We start from the raw sequence: 22,165 nt of genomic DNA, 5'->3' as shown, positions 1-22,165 counted from the left end.
TTTTACACACTGATCACCAAGCTTAATCCAGCTCAATAGGTGCTGCACTCTTTTTCTCTGTTGTTGCCGCCGGCTGTGCCGCTTCAGTATGAGGTTGCGCCTTGTTGGCACGGTGTACCACCTTATGCCTTACACCAGACTGGCTAGCACTTTGCGCCACCGGGTTATTATAACCGGGCAAAACGTTATGGTACGCAACCATGCACTGCACATAGGCATTATCATACTGTGTCTGAAGCCCGCCTTGCTGGCTTTGTGAGTAATAAGACCCACCAGCACCACCGCCTAATGCCCCAGCCGCAGCACCAATGCCAGCACCGGCACCACCACCAGCGGCTGCACCTAACCCAGCCCCAAGAGCTGTTGCCGCCAACGCACCGTAAATAGCTTTGTGGTTTTGGTGTTCAGCTTGACCATTAACCGCCTGCGCTGCCTGAGACTGACAGAACTGCTGCTCTTGCTGAAAAACGGTATAATTTTTACCCGGAGGCGGTAAAATCTGCACTGAAGGGCCCATAGGCGTTTCAGCACACGCCGCCAAAGACAAAAGAGCGGCCATGCCAATGACTGAGTGCGTATTTATTTTCATCGATATCCTCATATCAAATTTTATAGAATACTCTTACAATAAGCTTTTGCAGGAATGAAACATCTATTTTAGAGAAAGAGACTAACCCAAGAAAAGCTTTGGTAAATAGACCTTGCACCAAAAGCACAGCTTAACCTACCCCTCTTACGTATATAAGCGCACACTCAGGCGCTAAAACCAGCTAGGTAGTAACAGTCTCTTTATCTTTAATGGTGTTTACCCCCCAAAAATCTTCACTCCTGCTTTCATTCCCTCTTCCCTGCGTTGCACAGTAAGGCTACAGCCTGCAAAAGTTTCTAAAACGCTTTTATTTTACCCCACCCCATCATGAGTCCGACCATGCTGCGCCTTGCCATGCTTTCTATTGGTTCCTTTATTTGGCTTGTAACAGAAGTTATGCCTATTGGTTTGCTGACTGATATAGCACAGGGTTTAGGTGTCTCATCTGGGCAAGCTGGACTATTGGTTACTGGCTATGCATGGCTTGTTGCCCTTACGGCTATTCCTCTCACAGCCCTTACCTCTGGCATAGATAGGCGGATTATGATTGCCGGCCTCTTAGCGCTTGCTGGTGTGGTTGATATTCTTTCTGCCTTTGTAAGTAACTTTACCGTTATGGCACTGTTACGTATTACTCTAGCTTTTGGCCACGGCCTTTTTTGGTCAACCGTTGCTGGTGTTGCTGTGCGTCTGGCACCACACATGCCAGTTGCAAAAGCGGCAGCTTGGGTTTTTACGGGCGTCGCTATGGGGTTTGCTATTGGGGTGCCCCTCATTTCCGCCATAGGGCAGTGGTTTGGCTGGCGTATGGCCTTTGCTTTTTGTGGTATGGCTGCACTTTTAGTGTGTGCAGGTTTGGTCGTTATGCTGCCGTCCCTTCCCTCACAACGCAGGCATTTTGATCTTCGGCCTTTACTTAAAGAGCCTAAATTTCTTTATATTGCAGGCCTTACCATGGTGTTGGTTATGGCGCATTTCACGGCCTATACTTACGTTGTGCCTCTGTTGCTAGAAGTCACGCATAGTCCGCAAACCCTTATTCCCTCTCTCCTATTGGTGTACGGTATCGCTGGTATTGCAGGCAACTGGTTAAGTGGGCGTGCTCCGTGGGGAGCGTCTCGCGTTATTATGATTGCGGTTTGGGGTTTGCTTGCCACCTACACCCTTCTGCTCTTATGTGGGCACTCTACCGTTATGGTATGGGTTAATATGGTGCTGTGGGGTATGGCTGCCTCGGCACTGAATATGGCACCACAAAGCTATGCCATGGAGCTTGCCCCAAGCGAGCGTGAGGCTGCATGCTCATTCAGTGTCACGGGTTTTAATGCAGGTGTTGGCGCAGGGGCTTTGCTTGGCGGTACAGCTCTTTCTACCATAGGGGTACACTCTCTCCCTATAATGAGTAGCGCCTTAGGCCTTCTTGCTCTTGTTGTTCTCTATTGGGGTAAACGCTTCACGCCGACCAAAACCGCATGAAATCCATCAGCTTACCCGTTGTCAGCCTTCTACAGTTAGTTCTCAATACAATCGTGCCTATTGGTTACAGATGAGAGGAAATTCTCTTTCTATCTCGAACATGTTTAAATAATCCATTGAGCGGTTTCTCAATATAACGATAACTTATAATACTTAATATAAAAGTCAGTGCTATGCTTAGCATACAATAAATGAGCGTAATTTTTATACTCCCTCCTTTATTCCATGGCTGCAACAACACTAACGGAACAAGTAAGGCAATCGGGTGCCACATATAAAGTGAATAAGAAAGGTCACCCAACCGCGCCATAAAAGAGTATTGCAAAGTGTGCGTACGCTCATAGGCCATAAGACTGGCAATAAACACTGCTGCAGGCAGCCCCCAAAATATAACTCTTAGGTATGAGTGGGCGGCTATTGCATCTCCCCCCCACCACAAACTTGCTGAGCAAGCCGCACCTATTGCCACGGCCATACCAACGCATTCCATACGATAAAAATTTATTTTGCTAACCAACCCCACAAAAATACCTAATGAAAACTCAAGCGATAACGGATCAAAAATAGGCCAGTGCGGCAATAGTCCAACACAAGACCATACAACAAGAAAAATTTGCAAAACCGACCAAATTAAAAAAGCTTTTTTTGCAAAATGACCGAATAAAAGCAGTAACGCTGCCACGCAATAAAATTGCACCTCATACACGAGCGTCCATGCAACAGGATGCGCCGCCGGTTTAGAAAAAAGGAAAAACGAAGCCGGATGATGCAGAAGCGTTCCAAGCGCATTATCCGCCCCTGGGATAGGAGGCAGAAGCAAACAAGCTATAAGCGTTATCCAATACAACGGATAAATACGCACCGCTCTACGCGCAAGAAAATCTGCCGCCACAGCAATACGCCCTCGGCCCGTTTGCTCATAAGCAACAGCGCGGGACAGCACCAAACACATAACAACGCCACTAAGAACAAAAAAAATATCTACGCCAATATGGCCAACATAGTGCAAAGCCTGCGCAATTTTTGCCGCCCATGTAGACGCCGTGGTTGCCGCTGCCATGTTAAAAAGATGCATGACAAAAACCATCATGGCCGCCAACCCACGAGCTACCTGTAGGCTAACCAATTTTTTCTGCACTATTGCCCGCCTCTACCTTCGATCGCCCTACTTGCTAGTTGATATCTGAGTGATGGCAGCATTCCAACCTCAGCAATAATGGCCGACTAATTCAAACCTATACATCTTATATGAAAACAACGACCTACCCTCAATACATGCCCCAGTAACCGCCCCTCCCCTGCAAGTGTGAGACCAAACTGCAACACTACTTTGGGCCCTCATTTATCAGGAGCGTGATAACGACCCTATTAACTATCACCCCATACATCCAAGCCTTTAATGCCGCAAAACATATTCAAAACTTATGACCAAATACAATCAGAGAATAGAGGGCAACATCAATTATATGTATGTTGCATTATATCTTTCTTTGAAATCAACTTTCCCAATTATTTCATATAATTTTGAACACACCAATCCATGAATTATATTTATGCATTAATGAAATAATATCATTTTTCTGCAAACCAACACTCGGGCATATACCAAGCATAGCTCTTAACAGCAAACATGATGAAGGCTTCAATGATCAAGGAAAATATATTTAAAATAAAACGCTTTCGTTTCGATGAAAACTATCACCCTTCCGACAGAACCCGCCTTACGACCAATTTTGCCAATCTGGCGAGAGGGGAAAGTCGTCAGGAGAACCTGCGTAATGTCTTGCGGATGATCGACAATCGGTTCAATGATTTAGCGCATTGGGATAATGCCAATGGAGATCGCTACACTCTTGAACTTGAGATCGTTTCTGTCGAGATGGATCTCACCTTTGCTGGCAAAAGTGGTAGCTTTCCTCTGATCGAAGTTCTCTACACAACAATTATTGATAAAAACACCAACAAACGCATAGCGGGCCTCGCAGGGAACAGTTTTTCCTCGTATGTGCGGGATTACGACTTTAGCGTATTATTGCCCAACTACAATAAAGAGAAATCCGAATTCAGTGTGCCCCATAATTATGGAGACCTACATGGAAATCTCTTTAAAAGTGTTTTGAACTCGACAGATTACAAGCAAAATTTCAAAAAAATGCCTGTTATTTGCCTGAGTGTCTCGACCAACCGTACATATCATCGGACGGAAAATCAGCACCCAGTGTTGGGCGTTGAATATGAGCAGCGTGAATTTTCTTTGACAGACCAGTATTTTAAAAAAATGGGAATGCAGGTTCGTTATTTTATGCCGCGTAATAGTGCCGCACCATTGGCTTTCTATTTTTTTGGTGACCTGTTGTCTGACTATTCTGCTCTTGAGCTGATCAGCACCATCAGCGTGATGGAGTCTTTTCAGAAGGTTTACCGTCCTGAAATTTACAATGCCAACGCTGCTGCGGCTGACTGCTACCAGCCGAGCTTGAAACATCAGGATTACTCCAATACCCGCATTGTCTACGACCGTGAGGAACGTACACAACTCGCGACCTCACAGGGGCACTATACGGAAGAGCATTTTATCAAGCCTTACCATGATATTCTCGAAAAATGGTCTGCCGGCTACACCGCTTAAGTTCTCAGAAAGACAAGGTTATTTCTTATGAAAACACTGCTCCCTACCTCAACGGCAGGTAGTCTGCCCAAACCCTCATGGCTTGCTCAGCCTGAGACACTCTGGTCACCTTGGAAATTGCAAGGGGAAGAACTGGTCGAGGGCAAACAGGATGCCCTTCGCCTGACACTGGACGATCAATACCGTGCTGGCATTGATATTGTCAGCGATGGTGAACAAACGCGCCAGCATTTCGTCACGACCTTTATTGAGCACCTCAGTGGTGTCGACTTCGAAAACCGTCAAACGGTTAAAATTCGCAACCGCTACGATGCGAGCGTGCCGTCCGTTGTGGGTGCTGTAGCACGCGAAAAACCGGTTTTTGTCGAGGACGCGAAGTTTTTACGCACACTGACGAAGAAACCTATCAAATGGGCGCTCCCCGGCCCCATGACGATGATCGACACACTCCATGATGGTCACTACAAAAGCCGCGAAAAACTCGCCTGGGAATTTGCCAAAATTCTCAACCAGGAAGCGAAAGAACTGGAAGCGGCCGGTATCGACATCATCCAGTTCGATGAACCCGCATTCAATGTCTTCTTTGATGAGGTCAATGACTGGGGCATTGCCACGCTGGAGCGGGCCATTGAAGGGCTAAAGTGCGAAACCGCAGTTCATATCTGTTATGGTTATGGCATCAAAGCCAATATCGACTGGAAAAATGCCCTTGGGGAAGAGTGGCGTCAGTATGAAGAGATTTTTCCAAAACTGCAAAAATCCAATATCGATCTGATTTCACTGGAGTGTCAGAACTCCCGCGTTCCGATGGATTTAATAGAACTCATTCGTGGGAAAAAGGTTATGGTCGGTGCCATTGATGTGGCCACTAAAACCATAGAGACACCAGAGAAAGTTGCCGATATTTTACGAAAAGCGCTTCAGTTTGTTGATGCCGACAAGCTGTACCCCTGCACCAATTGCGGCATGGCACCGTTGCCGCGTGATGTAGCGCGGGGCAAACTGAATGCTTTAGGTGCTGGGGCAGAAATCGTTCGGAAAGAACTTTCGGCCTAATAGCCAGCTTGCCGGGTGTTCATTGTGGAGGGCAGGACGCAGGTCTCGCTCTCCACAATGCCATAATTCCCGGAGACATCAGCAGTCTTGCTACGTCTTCCGCGCTGTATAAAGTCAGCGAGAAACACCCACGATCCCTTATCATTTTCGTTCCAATCGGCCTGAGCTTGCCGTCACGCGTCCACCGGATACGTTCCCGACTGGAAATTCCCAGTGCATCCTGAACAGTGGCTGGCGTGAAAGGACGCGTGCAGATTTCTTCCGCCGTTGTTATCAGTTTTTCAATATCGCGCATCTTATTTTGCGTAGGGCAAGTCATGTCTAGCACATATTCGAACCGACGCAGTCGTTTCCGACATTCCTGCTTTCGATAGTCAATAGTCTTGTGACGATCTGAAAGAAAATCCACAAATCGCGTCAGACGTTCGCCCTTTGAAAGAGGCAGACGTTCAGGTGCCTGAAGATAATGCAGAATATCTCTGACAAGGGCATGATGTATGGGTCGTTTCACCGTTCAAACAGTATTCTGTCCGGATCAACGGAACCACGGGTTTACACAACACGGACAACCGAACTGGCTTTCCTCATCTGGAACGCAGTCCTCCGGCTCATCACATCTCAAAACTGGTTTGTGCTGTGGTTTATTATCACTGGTGGTGGGTGGAACTTCGCCGAACGAACACGCTCCGTCATCTTGTGTGTGATTAGGTCTCATCATCAGGTCCATAATAGAGCTTGCCAAGCTCAATCGGCGAACGCCCCTGACTGCGGCGGTGAGCATTGGTATCACGCAGGGAATAGGCGCAGCCGCAATATTCCTGCTGGTAGAACTTCTCCTGTTTGCTGATCTCGATCATTCGCGTGGACCCACCTCCTTTGCGCCAGTTGAAATCCCAGTAGGAGAGTCCTTCATAAGGAGATACGGCGCGTTGGCCGCAGTCATTGATCTGCGCCATGTTCTTCCATCGTGAAATGCCGAGTGAGCTGGTCATCACAGGGAAGCCATGTTCATGAGCGTAAAGTGCTGTACGTTCGAAGCGCATATCGAAGCACATGGTGCAACGCACACCGCGTTCCGGCTCCCATTCCATGCCTTTCGCACGAGCGAACCAGTTGTCTCTGTCATAATCGGCATCGACGAAGGGGATACCATGTTTATCGGCAAACCGGATGTTTTCGTCCTTACGGAGAAGATATTCCCGCTCAGGATGGATGTTCGGATTGTAGAAGAAGATCGTATAGTCGATACCCGATGCGGTCATGGCCTCCATCACCTCACCCGAACAGGGTGCGCAGCATGAATGGAGGAGCACCTTCCTGTGTCCCTTCGGTGGGGTCAAAATCTGCCGGGGTTTCTCGGTCATGGGGGATTTCCGTTGTTTCCAAAAGGCCTGTCAGATTATGAGATGCGTTTGTCTCCGTTGGACGCACCCCAAGGACATGGGCAATCGCGTAAGTCAGGTCAGAGCGGTTCAAGGTGGAGACATGAAACTCGTTCAGTCCATAGGTCTGCAAGGTACGGATCTGTTCCACCGCCACCATACAGGCGATGATACGACGAAGTTCAGGATTCTTCGCAGTCCCATCGAACAGATGCCTCAGCCATGCCGGGACCGTTACCCCACACACAGCCGAGAAGCGCACGATCTGCTCGTAATTCGAAACCGGCATAATACCAGGAATAATAGGGGCAGTAATTCCGGCCGCCAGACATCGGTCCAGAAAACGCAGATAGATTTCACTATCAAAGAAATACTGCGTGATGGCCCGGGTGGCCCCCACATCGAGCTTGCGCTTGAGATTATCCAGATCAGCGTCCGGACTTGACGCTGTAGGATGGGTTTCGGGATAAGCGACGACCGAAATATCGAAATCCGCGATACGACGCAGACCGGCGACAAGATCACTGGCATAGGCATAGCCACCCGGTCGCGGACTATAACCTGCACAAGGATCACCACGCAGAGCCACGATATGATTCACACCAGCATCCCGATAGCAACGGGCAAGGCCATCTACCTCCTCGCGGGTCGCACCGACACAGGTCAGGTGGGCGGCGGGGATGAGGTCTGTCTCCCGCTTCAGACGCAACACCGTGGAGAGAGTGCCGGTCTGCGTGGTTCCACCAGCACCATAGGTGACCGAGACAAAGCGGGGCGCAAGCGGTGCTAGATGCCGGATGCAGTGCCAGAGCCGCTGTTCCATTGCATCAGTTCGGGGTGGAACAAACTCGAAGGATAGGATTGGGGCTTCGGAATTACGCGACAACAGTCCGTCGATATGCATTTCCGACAGCCAGTTGCTCAGAATGCCTGTCATGTCAGTCACAAACGCTCACAGCGTCAGATTTTTCCTTAAAAGTCTCGGGAGAAAGATTGACACCACATTGCAGTCCACAGTGAAAACAGTCGTGAATGTCGTTGAAGCCATGGGCTGCGTCCGCAGGAATGATTGGTTTCTCATAATAGACGTTTATAAAAATGAACTGAAATGATATATTTTTATGCCTCTATAAATTTTGTGCATTTATTGGACAAGAGATGGATATTCTGGAACGCAGTCATTTAACGATTATTAGGGAAGTTGCGCGAGAAGGCTCGCTCACGGCTGCGGGGGTACGCCTAAACCTGACCCAGCCAGCGCTGAGCCATTCTATTCGCAAGATTGAACAGCAGCTGGGTGTTAAAATATGGCGGCGGGAGGGACGATCTCTTGTCCTTACCCAGGCTGGTGAATGGCTTTTGTCTTTGGCAAACCGCCTGCTACCGCAATTTGAACTGGCGGAAAGCCGACTTGAACAATTTGCCAATGGCGGGCGCGGTACACTGCGTATTGGCATGGAGTGTCACCCTTGTTACCAGTGGCTTTTGAAAGTCGTTTCACCTTATCTGGAAAGATGGCCGAAGGTCGATGTGGATGTACGGCAGAAATTCCAGTTTGGTGGTATTGGCGCACTCTTTAGTAATGAAATTGATATTCTGGTTACCCCTGACCCACTTTATAAACCGGGCCTAAAATTTACGCCCGTATTCGATTATGAACTGGTGTTGGCTGTCGGCCCGGAACACCCCCTTCGGAATGCAAAGTTTGTCTTGCCGGAGCAACTGGCAGATGAAACATTAATTACCTACCCCGTGCCGTCTGAACGGCTTGATATTTATACGCAATTTTTACAACCTGCAGGCATTGGGCCGCGCCAGCAAAAGCAGATTGAAACAACAGATATTATGGTGGTCATGGTGACCCATGGACGGGGCATTGCAGCCCTTCCGCGCTGGCTTGTAGAAGAATATGCCTCACGTTTTGAACTTTATCCGGTGAGGTTAGGTAAAAAAGGCATTGCGAAACAGATATTTCTTGGTCATCGAGAAACGGATGAAGACATTAAATATCTTGAAGATTTTATCATGTTTGCTTCGCAATCTGGAAAATAGGGCATGATTTGCTGCCAGTAAAAACGGCCGCTTTCTCTCATTCAAAAATGCATCCGAAGTCTCGCTAATATGGCCTAAAAAGCCATTTATTGAGCAATAATGCCTTATTATTCAACAAGAGCATCTGCAATGGTAGCTAAAGATGTTGAAGGCGAGCCTAGCGTGATGTTGTTGCATACTGTTTGGGCGTAACCCCGAAATACCGGCGGAACTGATTAATGAGGTGGCTTTGGTCATAAAAGCCAACGCTTGTAGCGGTTTGCGCAGCACTGACACCTTTGGCAAGCAGTGTCTTGGCGTGATTGAGCCGGATTTGCGTAAGGAATTGATGAACAGACAGGCCGGTTGCTGCACGAAAACTACGCATGAGATGATATTGGCTAATCCCCACGGCTGAAGCGACCTCATCAATGCTGAGATGCCCGTGAAATTCATCTGCAAGAAATGCCTGTGCTTTTTTAATATCGGCAGGGCGAGAGGCAGCTTTGAGCGACCGACCAGTGCGCTGCCCATAACGTGCAATGATAGCCCCCAGTGCATCATAGATTGCACAGTGCCGCTCAAGCGGGTCTTGCGACTGTGCCGCAACGAGCGAGGCCTGTAAGAGGCCATAGGCAAGACCCGTGTTCTGGCGCAGAAGGTCACGCCCAAAGTCGAGGGTACCCGCCCCCGGCAAACTCTCTGCCGCCAGCGCATTCATGAACTGGGCAGTTGGATAAAAAGCGCAGTAGTCCCACCCAAGGTCGCACTCTACGGCTTCGCCGGTGTGCACTTCCCCCGGCGGGATAATCATGAGTGTGCCGGGTTCAGCAATACCTTGATAGCGCGCAATGCGGTGCCGCTGCGCGCCGCGCACAAATGCGGCGATAACGAACTCATCATGAGAATGAGCGGGATAGCGATAATCGAAGCAGGAGGCATGCAGCACGTCCATTCCACCCGGTAGGCTGGAATCGCGCCACAATTTCAACCTGTCTCGTGTTTTCGCCATCGGTTCTTCATTCTCCCCTGCGTTTTATGACGCATCAGAGCAGGATTTTCCAATCCTGCCACGCATGCATTGAGTAAGCAGACTATAGAAGAGTACGACATGAGCGAACACAATATGAATGAGATTTTATCTCAACGCCCTTTGCGCCAAAAGACTATCGGCATTCTTGGCGGCATGAGCAATCAGGCGACTGGTGAATATTACCGGATGCTCAACAAGCAGTTGAACCAGCACCTTGGTGGTTGGGATAATGGTGAGATTATCATCGCATCAGTCAATTTCGGGAATATCCAGTCTTTCGTGCGTGAAGAGCGTTGGGACGAAGCCGCAACCTATCTGGAGGATAAGATCCAGCGGCTTGAAGCAGCGGGGGTTGATGTCATTGCCTGCGTTTCCAACACCATGCACCGCGTTGTGGAGCCTGCCATGGCGGGACGCACAACGCCGTTTATCCATATTGCCGACCCGACCGGCAAGGCTATGCGTAAAGCCGGGATAGGCCGGGTAGCTTTGCTCGGTACGATACCGGTTATGCAATCGGAAGCGTTACGCAAACGTTATTGCGAGACATTTGGTGTAGAGGCGATTACCTCCAACAAAGCCGACAAAGAGAGTATCGATCGCATTATCTTTGACGAACTGGTTCGTGGTGACCTAAGGCCGGAGTCTAAGGCCGAATATCTGCGTGTTGTTAAAGCCCTGCGAGCCGAGGGGGCGCAAGGCGTAATTCTTGGTTGCACCGAGATATTTTTACTTATCAACCAATCAGATTTTCCAGACTTCCCCGTCTTCGATACGACCGCGCTGCACATTGAGGCTATCGTAGACTTTGCTCTGGCAGAATGACCGCACACCACTACCTGTGAAGACATGACATTAACATTAAGGAGAGCGTAACATGCGTATGATTGGCCTTATTGGGGGCATGAGCTGGGAAAGCTCGGCGGAATATTACCGTATCATCAACGAAGGCGTTCGCGACCAACGCGGACCGACGGCGTCCGCCCCCTGCCTGCTCTGGTCTTTCGATTTTTCCGAGATCGAAGCGCTCCAGCATAAAGGGGACTGGGACGGCCTAACCGCCAAGATGGTTGATGCGGCACAACGGCTCGAAGCGGGTGGCGCCAAGGTTTTGCTAATTTGTACCAACACCATGCATCGCATGGCCCCAGCGGTACAGGCGGCGGTTAGCATTCCACTGCTGCATATTGCTGACCCAACAGCAGAGCGGATCAAGGCGGCAGGTTTCTCGAAAGTTGGCCTTTTGGGAACGGCTTTTACAATGGAGCATGATTTTTACAAAGGTCGCTTGATCAACAAGTATGGCCTTGATGTTATCGTGCCAAACGACGAAGATCGCGCCACCGTGCACCGTATTATCTATGAAGAATTAGTAGCGGGCCGGATTGAGGAAGCATCTCGCATGGCCTACCAAGCGGTCATTGCGCGTTTGGTTGAAGCGGGTGCAGAAGCCATAATTTTGGGCTGCACCGAAATTATGCTGCTGGTACGCCCCGAAGACAGCCCCGTGCCGATATTTGATACCACAGCGCTACATGCTGAAGCCGCAATTGAGTACGCGCTCACAGCATAACATTCCCAAACTCCATAACAAAAGCGGGCTCACAACTATAAGAAAGGAGCCCGCTTGGGTACTGCCCATGCTGCTTACGCCTGCTGCACATATTAATCTGGCCACGTTGCCAAAAGCACTGCGGGCAGCAGAGTTTCTATAAACGTGCTGGCAGGGTCTGGTGTCTCTAACAAGAGCGCGGGTCGCCCTTCTATGACCATATGCGCAAGCCCATGTGCCGTTGCCATTGCGCTGGCCATATGTGGGCGAAAGGCACGCTTGTGCAGGTCTGGTGGTTCTTGCCCAAAGTACGCTGCGGCTGCATGTGCGTATTGTGTCAGGGCTTGAAAAGACGCCTGAATGAACTCTGGGTCTTTGAAGTCAATCAAATCTACACGGCAGATCAGACGGAACAGCCCGGGGTTGTTGGCCGCAAAGGTTACATAGCCAAAAGCCTGCGTTCTGAGATCTTGAGCCGCTCTGCCAGAAAGCGGTAGGGCATTGAGCTCTGCTCCCAAGCGCTTAAAAACTCGAACAGCGACCGCCGTCAAAAGCCCTTTTGTGCCGTTGAAATGGTGTGAGGGAGCACCGGGAGAAACGCCCGCAAACTTAGCTGCTTTTCTAAGGGTAAACCCTTCAACGCCCTCCTCGCGGATAATATTCTCCGCGGCTTTAATCAGCGCTGTTTTCAAATCCCCATGATGGTACTTGTCCCGTTCTGGGCTGCTCATGCCCTCTCCTTTTCTTGAATGTGAACATTGTTCAGATTGATGCCATCTCTAATCTATGCAATGTTCAGATAGAGAAAGCCACCTCTTTGGGAATGACGGTATATGACACAGCGTGCACTCATTGTGGGTCTTGGTATTGGTGGCATGTCTGCTGCCATTGCCTTAACGCGTCAAGGCTGGACGCCGGTGATTATTGAACGTGCTCCCGAACGGCGAAAAGGCGGTTATTTCATCGGTCTGCGCGATGAAGGTAAAAACGCTGCTGCCGCACTGGCTGTGTTGGATGGTATGGAAAAAAGAACCCCAGACCACATTCAATTCTGGGATGTGCGCAAGAATGGCACCCGCAAGCGTATTGCCGACCTAACGCAGGAGACAAATGCTCCGATTGTCGTGCTCCGAGGGGACATTGAAGAGGCTCTTTGGCACGGTATTAAAGATAAGGTGGAAGTCCGGTTCGGCACCACACCTGTAGCAATCGTTAATGGCGCAACGCAGGCTCAAGTAACACTTCGAGACAAGAGTGGGCAGGAAATAACGGAAACCTATGATCTTGTAATTGGTGCAGACGGAGTGCGTTCTACCGTGCGCAAGCTGGTTTTTGGGCCTGATGAGGCATTTTTCCATTCTGTTGGCACCATGCTCTGCGCTTTTCCACTGGCGCGGCCTGTTGCGGGTTTTAAGCCTGGTGATGGCCTGATGGTTGCAGACGTAAAGCGCACCCTGACTGTGTTCCCGCTAGAAGGGCGCCCTTCAACAGCACTTTTCTCATACCGTACCAAAAATCCGGAAAAGGCTTCAAAAAAAGACCCTCTTTCTACGCTACGCCCTATCTTTGCAGATCTGGATGTAGGAGGGATTATTTCCAAAGCTCTTGAAGACCTCTCGGCAACAAATGACTTTCTGTTTGATTCTGTCCAGATGGTTAAAATGCCTCGATGGTCGAAAGGTCGTGTGCTTCTTCTTGGAGATTCTGCTTGGTGCCTAACGCTGTATTCCGGCATGGGGGCATCGGCTGGCATGATTGGTGGGCAGGTGCTTGGTGAGGCTCTTGCAGCTTGTCCGCATGATATCCGTGCTGCGCTGGACATGTTTGAGGCCCGCATGCGGCCATTTGTGCGCAAACATCAGAGATTTATTGCGCTGCGTTCCCAGTTATTTGTCCCTTCAAACCGCGTGTCTCTCTGGGGGCGGCGTGTTTTATGGCAAATACTTTTACGCTCAAGGCGTTATCTTTTCCGTAAGAGCGTTTAAACGGCAACAACCAAGGGTGCAGCAATCATTTTGGTAACTTTTAAGAGGTCTTGGCTTTCATTTACATTGCCCCGTAAAGATATCTTAGAAAATTACTCCATTTTTCTGTGTCTGGCCAAATAGAAAGCACTCAGGAGAACAATCAGAGCGCTCATCCAGAAATTGGTCTTCAACCCAAAATGGTCGACAACCGCGCCGCCTAGGCTTGAACCCACAGCAATAGCAACCTGTGCAGTAAAGGTGAACATGGCCGCTGCGGCTTCCGAATGTTCGGTCTCTATGTTGCGGTGCCAAGTATTCAAACACAGTGGCAGAGCACCCCAAGCAACCGCCCAGAGAAGAATGAGCACCGTTTCAAATTTCGAAAAAATTACCAAAATAGGCAGAAACAGAAAAGGAATTGCCAACGATATTTTGGACACAAAAAGTGTTGCCTTAAGGTTATTTTCCAAAAAGCGCGCGGCTACGAGATTTGAAACAAACCCAATAGCGCCATAGGCCAACAATAAGAGTGTTACAGCCGCTGTAGGAATGCCGGCTTCATGCATAAGGGGGGTTAGGTAAGTGTAAGCGGCAAAATGTGCCGCAAAAACGGCTGCAACCATAACAATACTTTTGCGTGCCTCGGGCAGGCTCACAAAGGCTTTAAAATCAGCAAACTGCACAGGACTTTGGGCGGGCACAGATGGCAGCACTTTCCATTGCATAACAAAAGCCGCAACAGCAATAACTGCCGCCGCCATAAATGCACCACGCCATGACGAGTGTTCTGCAACCAGAGACCCCATCGGAACCCCTAAAATCATAGCTGCGGTAACGCCCCCAAAAACGGCTGCGGCTGCCTTGTGCGCTTTTTCTTTAGCAACCAGCTCTACTGCAACCGCAAGGCCCATGGCCCAGAATGCCCCAAGGCTGATACCAACCAGTGCCCGACTAAGCAGCATTATCGCAAATGTTGGTGCTATGGTGGCAACCAGACAGCCCGCCAATAAAATGAGGGAGAGCCATAAAACAATTTTACGACGGTCTGTGCGCCCCGAAAACAACATAACCCCGGGCGCAGAAAGTGCTGCCATTATACCGGGCACCGTCATAGTAAGCCCTGCGGTTCCGGACGTTACGGCAAAAGTTTTTGAAATATCGGGAAGAATACCAACAGGAAGAAACTCTGTTGTGACTGACGCAAAGGAGCCCAACGCCAACGACAAGACAGCGAGCCTTTGATGCGCAGGAGAAAGCGTCTGAGAGGTTAAGCGTGGCATGTGGCAAACATACTAAATAGGGTTTTAGAACGCGAAATTACATTTTGAAAAGCTATTTTTGTTTTAGAAAAATGTAAAAAAACTGGCACTTTACCAAGTAAAAATATGACACTCATATCTACTTTTCTTTCTTTTATTGTGCCACGCATAAGAGGGTGTCTATCCATATTAAAGGAAATATTAAGACCAGTTTTTCTATAATTTTCCTCACCTTAGGGTTCAAATATCTGCCTGACTATAGGGTTTTTTATCAAAATGTTTGTGAAAATTTTTCAGTAATAAATATCTATCAATTCTATTATATTCATGAAATTCTTTATCCGATAGAGTGCCCTTTCATCTCTCGGGCCTTTTACAAAAGGGGGTCAAAACAAATGGCTCTCATGGCGGGTTACGATAGCTAAGTGTTAAAGCTGTATCGCATAGCTTGCCTGCACTTACAGGAGGTTTTTTATGACGGCTCAGAATTCACAAACGCTAAGGCTTCTTTTTCCTCAATGGCAGGGTGGTGATAACCCTCCCTATTATCTGGGTTCAAAACTTCTGGCATGGCTGGCTCCGCCCTCTGCTGGCCCGGTTGAAGAAGTACCTGTAGACGTGCCCACTGACACCCCGCTTGCTGTCGAAGGCGAAATGCGTGGGCGCAGTGTTCTGCTCAAACAAATTCAGGCCGCTCGAAACATCATCGAGCACCATCACCCTTCCTCCATCGCTGTTCTGGGCGGCGATTGTCTTGTTTCGCTCGTGCCTTTTTCATGGCTTTCTGAGCGCTATGGGCACAAACTAGGTGTTCTCTGGATTGATACCCACCCAGATGTCCAAACACCCAAGCAATACATGAACGCACATGCCCACGTGCTGGGGGCTTTGTTAGGGCATGGTGACCCTGACTTAACCAACGCGGTAGCAAAGCCAATTCCTGCAAAAAATGTCATGATTGCCGGTATTCATGACCCACTCCCCTTTGAAGCGCAATTTATTGCTGATCATGGGTTACGCACATGCTCACCACAGCAAGTTCGTGATGGTGCACAGCCCGTTATGGACTGGCTGAAAGACAGCGAGATAGAGGTGCTTGCCATTCATCTGGATTTGGATGTGTTAGACCCGCACAATTTCCGTTCTCTGCTTTTTGCAAGACCCGGACGTGGTAAGCACGATTTTGGAGATGTTGCAGAAGGTAAGCTGAATATTCCCGACGTTCTGAAACTCATTCAGGAAGTTACCACCGAAAAAGAGGTGGTAGGTATGACCATTGCCGAACACATGCCGTGGGATGCCCTAAACTTACAGGAAATGCTAAAACAACTTCCCCTTATAGGCGGATAAGCATTTGCATGAGAAAGCCTATCTCTTTTAGAGTAGGCTTTCTCATTTTACCTTCATTTCTTCCACAAAAAGCGACAAAGGCATCGAATATCGGTGGTGTCGTGGGTAGAAAAGATGAAAACCAAGGTGAGTGAGGCAGAATGGCTCTAAAACCGATATAAGCGCGCCATTTTTTATATCTTCTTCCACAACGATTTTAGGAATATAAGCCAACCCAATACCATCTAAGCAGGCATCACGCGCGCTAAACACAGTGTTACACACAAATTGGCCCGCAGGTTGAAATTTTAGCTCTTTGCCCTCCTGCCTAAAGCGCCAAGGATAAATCTTGCCGTGTGTTGGCAGACGCACACCAATGCAGTTCTGCTCCTGCAAGGCATCCGGTTTTTTGGGGGTGGCGTGGCGGCTAAAATAGCTGGGGGCACCGACTACCGCAAACGCAATATCAGGTGATACACGAACAGAAATCATGCCTTGCGTTACTAGCTCCCCAAGACGCACGCCGGCATCGAACCCCTCATCTACGATATCAATTAGGCGCAAATCTGTTGAGATCTCAACGGAAATTTCAGGATATTTCTTTAGAAAATCAGCAATTCGAGGGCGGAGAAAAAACCCTAACGCTTCATCTGTAACGGTAATCCGAAGGTTCCCTCTGGGGCACTTACGAAACTCATCTAAACTGGCCATCCGGTTTTCGATTTCGTCGAAAAGCGGTTGAATATTTTGTAAAAGATAATCCCCCGCAGGGGTAGGAACAACACGGCGGGTTGTTCTCGTTAGCAGGGTAACCCCCAGCCGCTCTTCTAACAAACGCATAGTATGGCTTATTGCAGAGGGCGTAACACCTCTTCGGGCTGCGGCTTTTGTAAAACTCCGCTCTTGTGCAACGGCAAGAAAAGAAAGAAGCTCGCTAAAATTTTCTCGTGACATCGTGCTAACCAGAACTCTGTTTTATCGCTTATTACCAGTAATTAAATAAACGATAAACCCACTTAAAGTTATACCCTACTTCGCCATAAATGCCCGGTGTTTTACTTTTTAATTTAGAGCGGCCATCAATTCTTGATAATTCAGAGCAAATATTTTGTTTTAGAGACGCTAAACAGATGGAGGGTTTTCGCCCTCCATACACATTTTACAGGCAGTGAAGGCTGTAAACTATCTGATCCTTTATATTCCGTCAGCACTTAACCGAAGGCCATTGATGCAGAAAAAATCTTTAACTCATCCTATCAATACTAAAATTTACTACACCTATAATACACATCATTGCAGGATTGGCTTGTGTAATGCCGGATCAGTCAAACTTGGCCTACCTGTTTCTACATGCCCTGCAAAACGGTTTTCTGTATAAGGTTCCATATGATTTTTTACACTAATATCATACCAATGGTTACTTTTAGCCAAGTCTAATGTTTTACTTACTATAGCACCTGCAGCCAGTTTAACGGCTTGAATGGGCTGTCCATATGCATTGTCACGGATACTAATCGATTGTAAGCGCTTAGTACGGTTTGCAAGGATCACACTCAATGTTCCTGTAGCCGCATTCTCGGTCGTAGAGACAAGAACTGATGTCTGCCCATTACGATGAAAATAACGCGCAAAACCATTAGGGCCAATAACAGTAAATTTGACTAGATCGTTTAAAGGTATTTTCCAGCAGTCTTGCAGTGTAGAACCTGCCCCTACAGTATATCGCCTTGGTTTTTCGTTGCTATGATCTTGATAAACATAAAAGCAAGCACCTACTGTCCCGAAATTTTCAAATTGGAGCGTAAAATACTCTTTGGGGCCGCGCACTTCATGCACCCCTAATACGTAAGGCAACGGACGGGTAGGACGGCCCCCCTCTTCTTGCTCTCCAATATCAGACAAACGACTCTCAACCGGCACTGATGGGTTAGGTAGTTTACATGAAAGGTCAGTCTGTTGTTTGTAGTCTGACGTATCAGGCATACGCCCCTTCATATCTAACTTGCGAGAGAAATCAAAAGCGCTTGTTAAATCACCGCAAATAGAACGGCGCCACGGTGTAATATTGGTTTCACATACACCAAACCTTGCCTCAATAAATCGTAAAACAGAGGTATGGTCAAAAACTTCTGAGCATACAAAACCACCCGTACTCCAAGGAGAAAGAGCCAACATAGGCACACGCGGCCCCAAACCATAGGGCAACATATCGGCTACATAACGATGAGGTTCATAAGGCGTAATACGATCATGAATTTCGCCACGTGTATCCACCGTACTCTTACCCGGAAGCACTGGAGTTGGTGGCTGTGGAGGGGGAACATGATCGAAATACCCGTCATTCTCATCATACATGACAAGAAAGACCGTTTTAGCCCACACTTGCGGGTTAGCTGTGAGAGCGTTGAGAACGCGGGCAATATAGGTAGCCCCATAACCCGGCGTCCAACGCGGGTGCTCAGAATACGCAGCGGGCGGCAGTAACCAAGAAACTTGTGGCAAACGATCTGCCATAACATCTTGCCGCAGGTGGTCCAGTGTGCGTTTGGTCATAGCTCGTTTGTACAATGGTGAGTCTTCTGGTGCCTCAACATAATTTTTAAAATTCATCAGAACATTTGTGCCAAAATTACCATTTTCAATATCTGATGCAGAAAGTCCTTGCTGATAGATCTGCCAGCTAATACCCGCTGCTTCTAAACGTTCTGGGTATGTTGTCCATGTAAAGGGATTAGGCACTTTAGGGTAAAAAACACGATCAACCCAATCAACGTTATCTAACACTGGGCCACCACCCATACCTTCCGTATCGACTGTGCCTGTCATCAAATAGAAACGGTTAGGGTGTGTTTGGGTCGGAGTTGAACAAAAATAGTGATCACACACGGTAAAGGCATCAGCTAAGGCGTAATGATACGGAATATCCTCACGCGTGTAATAGCCCATAGTCATATCGCTTTTATGCTTAGGCCACTGGTCATTCCAGCCTGCATTAATAGCTGCATGTGTTGGCTGCCAGTTATGGTCAAGATCAAGCACACACTGCGCACTACTAACATGCGTGCGCAGTTGGAAAGGCATAATACGCCCCTCTTCTGGCTTTTTACGCCATTGAGACCATACAGGCGTGCCGTCAGGTGACCTTACTGGATGCCGGTCGGCTACCCCACGCACCCCACTTAAATGGCCAAAATAGTGATCAAAAGAGCGATTTTCTTGCATAAGCACCACAATGTGCTCAACGTCTTCCAAGGTGCCACTCTGGCGTTCTGCCGGAATAGCTAAAGCACGATTAATGGACGCCAGAAGACCTGCGGTAACAAGCCCACCACTCCCTTTTAAAAGCCCTCTGCGCCCAAGAACAACCATGCCCTCACCTACTCATAATGAACGTAAAAGCCCCTTCCTTACCAAAAGGCAGGGGCATAGTAATACAATTGTTAGAAGTCGCTGCTAATAGTTGCAATAGCTGCGAACGGCGAAGAAATTGTATATGTTGGGCTTTTACCCGTCACATTACTACCAAATACACCAACCGTATTTTTAGCATTAACCTGTGATGCATTCACCCAGTCAAGATAACGGTTGTTGGATATATTTTGCAGATTTAGACGGATAGTAGGACTACGGAAAATACCAAATTTGGGGAAACGATAACCAACATTGATATTCATCAGAACATAACCGGGAATATGCTCATCATTCATAAAAGTTGAATATTGTTTGGCGACATACTTGAGATCAAAACCAGCAAAGCGATGTCCGTCATCATAATCCAACCCAAAGCCAACCTGGTATGCTGGCGCCTGCGGGGCTGCTTTTCCTTTAGTTTTTACATAGTCTGCACCAGAGGCAGCCGGCAGGTTGCTATCCGTCACCGCATGCAAATATTCGAACGAAATATACGGACGTAAATGATGGATAGGACGCGTGCCAATTTCAGCATCTACACCGTCGGAGTGTGCCCCACCGGCATTGATGTTTGTGCTATATGTCTGGCCATTTTCGTTAATAATAGTCTGTTGGTAAAGACGATTGGTAAAATTATAGTGGAAATAGGTAATAGAGCTTGAAATCAGATCACCCTGATAACGCCACCCAGCTTCTTCTGAAATAGAAATTTCTGACTTTTGATTAGGGTTGGCTTTGTTATTATAGCCGGGAGCCTTTGTTTTATCTGTCGAATTATAGCTTCCAGAGTCATAAAGCGCGTAATTCTGCGGCATACGAAAGTTAGTAGCAACAGACGCAAAAATTTGATGGTTTTGATTAATTTTATAACGAATAGCAGCAGTAGGAAGTGCCTGATAGTAATTGGTAGAAACATATTTTCTATCAACATCTGGCAGATAATTCGTGCCATTCCTTTTAACGATAGCGTATTTTAAGCCCGCATCAATTGTCAGTTTATTATGAAATAATGAGAGGCTATCGCCTATAAACGGTGTATGAACTTGTGTTTGGGTTAAGGTGTCTCTGTACTGAGCCTTAACACCATTAGAAAGAATAAGGTTATTGCTATCTCCCCACATATTAAGGGGCGTACCATCATCACTAATAGCACTATAAGGCGCTGTTTGGCGTTGCTTTGAATATTCAAACCAATAGCCAACCATAAGACGGTTAGGCCCAGCTGTCCAAGTTAATTTAGTTGTCGCACCGGGACGATATGTTTCAGTCAAAGAGGGGTTGTACAAAAGTGCACCGGTAGGTACTTGCCCATTAATAAGCCCAGTTAGGTTACTTTGCGCCCCATATGTCATATTACCATTAGCATTATTCGACTGCGCGCCACCACCGTTACCATAACCGTACCAGAAATAAGGTGTTTCAGTCAGAACCAGATGATCTGTCAATTTAAACGTAGACGGCATTGAGGCATAAATATTGGTAAACGGATTAGGGCGGAATTTATAATAATTTGTATCACCTTTAGTATAATATCTAGCGTACACTGTGTTTCCGCTAGGGTTTTTTTGTCCCGGAACATTGTCTACACCAATACCATATTGGTTCCAATTTGCTTTTGTAACACTAGGGTACGCATTATTTTCTAGGTTATTACCCACAACGGCCAAAGAAACACGGTTACCGTCTCCCCAGTCGTTAACAATTTTCATTTCACCATGCTTTTTATTTTCATAACCGGGGCCACGCCAATGGTCTTGTCGGCCTTGAGAATAAGAGAAATAAGCACGCAAGTTTGTATTACCAATATAGCCTGTATCAAAACGAGCAAAACCGCGCGTCGCATTATACGAGCCATACGTCATATTTACATGACCACCCATCTTCTTTTTGGGGTCAATCATGTACATATCCACCACACCACCAGAGGAGCTGATATGAGGGCTATCTAAATCCGCAGAACCCTGTGCCAGTTTTACTGTAGACAAGTTTTCAGAATCGACAATTTCCTGCGGATAAACAGCAAAATTACCAATATCGTTAATAGGAAAACCTTCAAGGGTAAAACCCATCTGTGACTCTGTTAAGCCACGTACAGATATATGACCACCGGTCATACCAAGCGGATCTTGGTTAGATACGTTAGCACCAGGCAACAACCTAATTAACTGCATAGGGTTAAGTGCTGGATTTTGTTTGGCAATATAATCACGCGTTATTGCCGAAACAGATTTAGGTGCGTCTGTAGGGGTCATCAAACCACCCCCAAACGCCCGCCCAGTGACGCCATCGCCAATATCACGCATGTGGCCACGCACATCTATATGTTCATCAGTAGGAGCCGTAGCGCCCATCATGCTTGGTGCCGCGAGTGCAGCGTTCCCTTGCTTCCTCTCTTTTGTTGGAGAACGTTTTGTTACGACATTCGACGCTTTTTTATCTGTTACTGTAGCT

The 22,165-nt window shown here is 47.8% G+C and carries 18 protein-coding genes; 8 read left to right on the top strand and 10 right to left on the bottom strand.

Features of this window, described 5'->3' with window-relative positions:
- Positions 1-22: 22 nt before the first annotated feature.
- Complete coding sequence (locus tag Abor_RS06630) at positions 23-589, bottom strand: glycine zipper family protein (RefSeq protein ID WP_232015069.1); 567 nt, start codon at positions 587-589, stop codon at positions 23-25.
- Between the two features lie 339 nt (positions 590-928).
- Here Abor_RS06630 and Abor_RS06625 point away from each other — a divergent pair, with 339 nt between their 5' ends.
- Positions 929-2,065, top strand: a complete 1,137-nt coding sequence (locus Abor_RS06625; protein ID WP_232015068.1) for an MFS transporter — start codon at positions 929-931, stop codon at positions 2,063-2,065.
- A 64-nt stretch (positions 2,066-2,129) separates the two neighbouring features.
- Here Abor_RS06625 and Abor_RS06620 read toward each other — a convergent pair whose 3' ends face one another.
- Positions 2,130-3,203 carry an acyltransferase family protein gene (locus Abor_RS06620; protein ID WP_048841040.1) on the bottom strand — a complete coding sequence of 358 codons (1,074 nt, stop codon included), beginning with the start codon at positions 3,201-3,203 and terminating at the stop codon, positions 2,130-2,132.
- A 492-nt stretch (positions 3,204-3,695) separates the two neighbouring features.
- Between Abor_RS06620 and Abor_RS06615 the strand changes: the two genes are divergently transcribed.
- Complete coding sequence (locus Abor_RS06615) at positions 3,696-4,694, top strand: DUF1852 domain-containing protein (RefSeq protein WP_371861207.1); 999 nt, start codon at positions 3,696-3,698, stop codon at positions 4,692-4,694.
- 27 nt (positions 4,695-4,721) lie between these two features.
- On the top strand, positions 4,722-5,750 hold the full coding sequence (locus Abor_RS06610; protein ID WP_048841039.1) for a methionine synthase: 1,029 nt from the start codon (positions 4,722-4,724) through the stop codon (positions 5,748-5,750).
- A 704-nt stretch (positions 5,751-6,454) separates the two neighbouring features.
- On the opposite strand, the gene Abor_RS06605 is transcribed toward Abor_RS06610, so the two are convergent.
- Both Abor_RS06605 and metF read right to left on the bottom strand, forming a co-directional pair.
- Complete coding sequence (locus tag Abor_RS06605) at positions 6,455-7,012, bottom strand: epoxyqueuosine reductase QueH (protein WP_232015067.1); 558 nt, start codon at positions 7,010-7,012, stop codon at positions 6,455-6,457.
- A gap of 13 nt (positions 7,013-7,025) precedes the next feature.
- Positions 7,026-8,069 (bottom strand): methylenetetrahydrofolate reductase [NAD(P)H], encoded by a 1,044-nt coding sequence (gene metF / locus Abor_RS06600; protein ID WP_048841037.1) that lies wholly within the window; start codon positions 8,067-8,069, stop codon positions 7,026-7,028.
- A 221-nt stretch (positions 8,070-8,290) separates the two neighbouring features.
- Here metF and Abor_RS06595 point away from each other — a divergent pair, with 221 nt between their 5' ends.
- Entirely contained in the window at positions 8,291-9,184 is an 894-nt protein-coding gene (locus Abor_RS06595) for a LysR family transcriptional regulator (RefSeq protein WP_048841036.1), read from the top strand.
- A 157-nt stretch (positions 9,185-9,341) separates the two neighbouring features.
- Here Abor_RS06595 and Abor_RS06590 read toward each other — a convergent pair whose 3' ends face one another.
- Positions 9,342-10,175 carry an AraC family transcriptional regulator gene (locus Abor_RS06590; RefSeq protein WP_048841035.1) on the bottom strand — a complete coding sequence of 278 codons (834 nt, stop codon included), beginning with the start codon at positions 10,173-10,175 and terminating at the stop codon, positions 9,342-9,344.
- A 99-nt stretch (positions 10,176-10,274) separates the two neighbouring features.
- On the opposite strand from Abor_RS06590, the gene Abor_RS06585 reads away from it, so the two are divergent.
- Positions 10,275-11,021 (top strand): aspartate/glutamate racemase family protein, encoded by a 747-nt coding sequence (locus Abor_RS06585; RefSeq protein WP_232015066.1) that lies wholly within the window; start codon positions 10,275-10,277, stop codon positions 11,019-11,021.
- 52 nt (positions 11,022-11,073) lie between these two features.
- The gene (locus Abor_RS06580) at positions 11,074-11,769 is read left to right on the top strand and encodes an aspartate/glutamate racemase family protein (protein ID WP_048841034.1); all 696 of its coding nucleotides are present in this window, start codon (positions 11,074-11,076) and stop codon (positions 11,767-11,769) included.
- Positions 11,770-11,861: 92 nt separating this feature from the next.
- Here Abor_RS06580 and Abor_RS06575 read toward each other — a convergent pair whose 3' ends face one another.
- A complete protein-coding gene (locus tag Abor_RS06575) occupies positions 11,862-12,479 on the bottom strand; it encodes a TetR/AcrR family transcriptional regulator (protein WP_048841033.1) in 618 nt (205 codons plus the stop codon).
- Between the two features lie 102 nt (positions 12,480-12,581).
- Here Abor_RS06575 and Abor_RS06570 point away from each other — a divergent pair, with 102 nt between their 5' ends.
- Positions 12,582-13,733, top strand: coding sequence for an FAD-dependent monooxygenase (locus Abor_RS06570; RefSeq protein ID WP_048841032.1), 1,152 nt, complete (start codon positions 12,582-12,584; stop codon positions 13,731-13,733).
- A 92-nt stretch (positions 13,734-13,825) separates the two neighbouring features.
- Here Abor_RS06570 and Abor_RS06565 read toward each other — a convergent pair whose 3' ends face one another.
- On the bottom strand, positions 13,826-14,941 hold the full coding sequence (locus Abor_RS06565; protein ID WP_048841031.1) for an MFS transporter: 1,116 nt from the start codon (positions 14,939-14,941) through the stop codon (positions 13,826-13,828).
- Positions 14,942-15,448: 507 nt separating this feature from the next.
- Between Abor_RS06565 and Abor_RS06560 the strand changes: the two genes are divergently transcribed.
- A complete protein-coding gene (locus Abor_RS06560; RefSeq protein ID WP_048841029.1) occupies positions 15,449-16,324 on the top strand; it encodes an arginase family protein in 876 nt (291 codons plus the stop codon).
- Positions 16,325-16,366: 42 nt separating this feature from the next.
- Here the strand turns inward: Abor_RS06560 and Abor_RS06555 are convergent, their stop codons facing one another.
- The 3 genes from Abor_RS06555 to Abor_RS06545 all read right to left on the bottom strand — a co-directional run bounded on the left by Abor_RS06555 (position 16,367) and on the right by Abor_RS06545 (position 22,068).
- Positions 16,367-17,257, bottom strand: a complete 891-nt coding sequence (locus tag Abor_RS06555) for a LysR family transcriptional regulator (protein WP_048841028.1) — start codon at positions 17,255-17,257, stop codon at positions 16,367-16,369.
- 336 nt (positions 17,258-17,593) lie between these two features.
- Complete coding sequence (locus Abor_RS06550; RefSeq protein WP_048841027.1) at positions 17,594-19,672, bottom strand: phosphocholine-specific phospholipase C; 2,079 nt, start codon at positions 19,670-19,672, stop codon at positions 17,594-17,596.
- Between the two features lie 71 nt (positions 19,673-19,743).
- The gene (locus Abor_RS06545; protein WP_146855059.1) at positions 19,744-22,068 is read right to left on the bottom strand and encodes a TonB-dependent receptor; all 2,325 of its coding nucleotides are present in this window, start codon (positions 22,066-22,068) and stop codon (positions 19,744-19,746) included.
- Positions 22,069-22,165 lie beyond the last annotated feature (97 nt).

This window comes from Acetobacter orientalis (genome assembly GCF_000963965.1).
In the GTDB taxonomy this organism is placed as follows: Bacteria; Pseudomonadota; Alphaproteobacteria; order Acetobacterales; family Acetobacteraceae; genus Acetobacter; species Acetobacter orientalis.
Note: the sequence above shows the minus strand (reverse complement) of the source record. Positions and strands in the feature narration are given on the sequence as shown.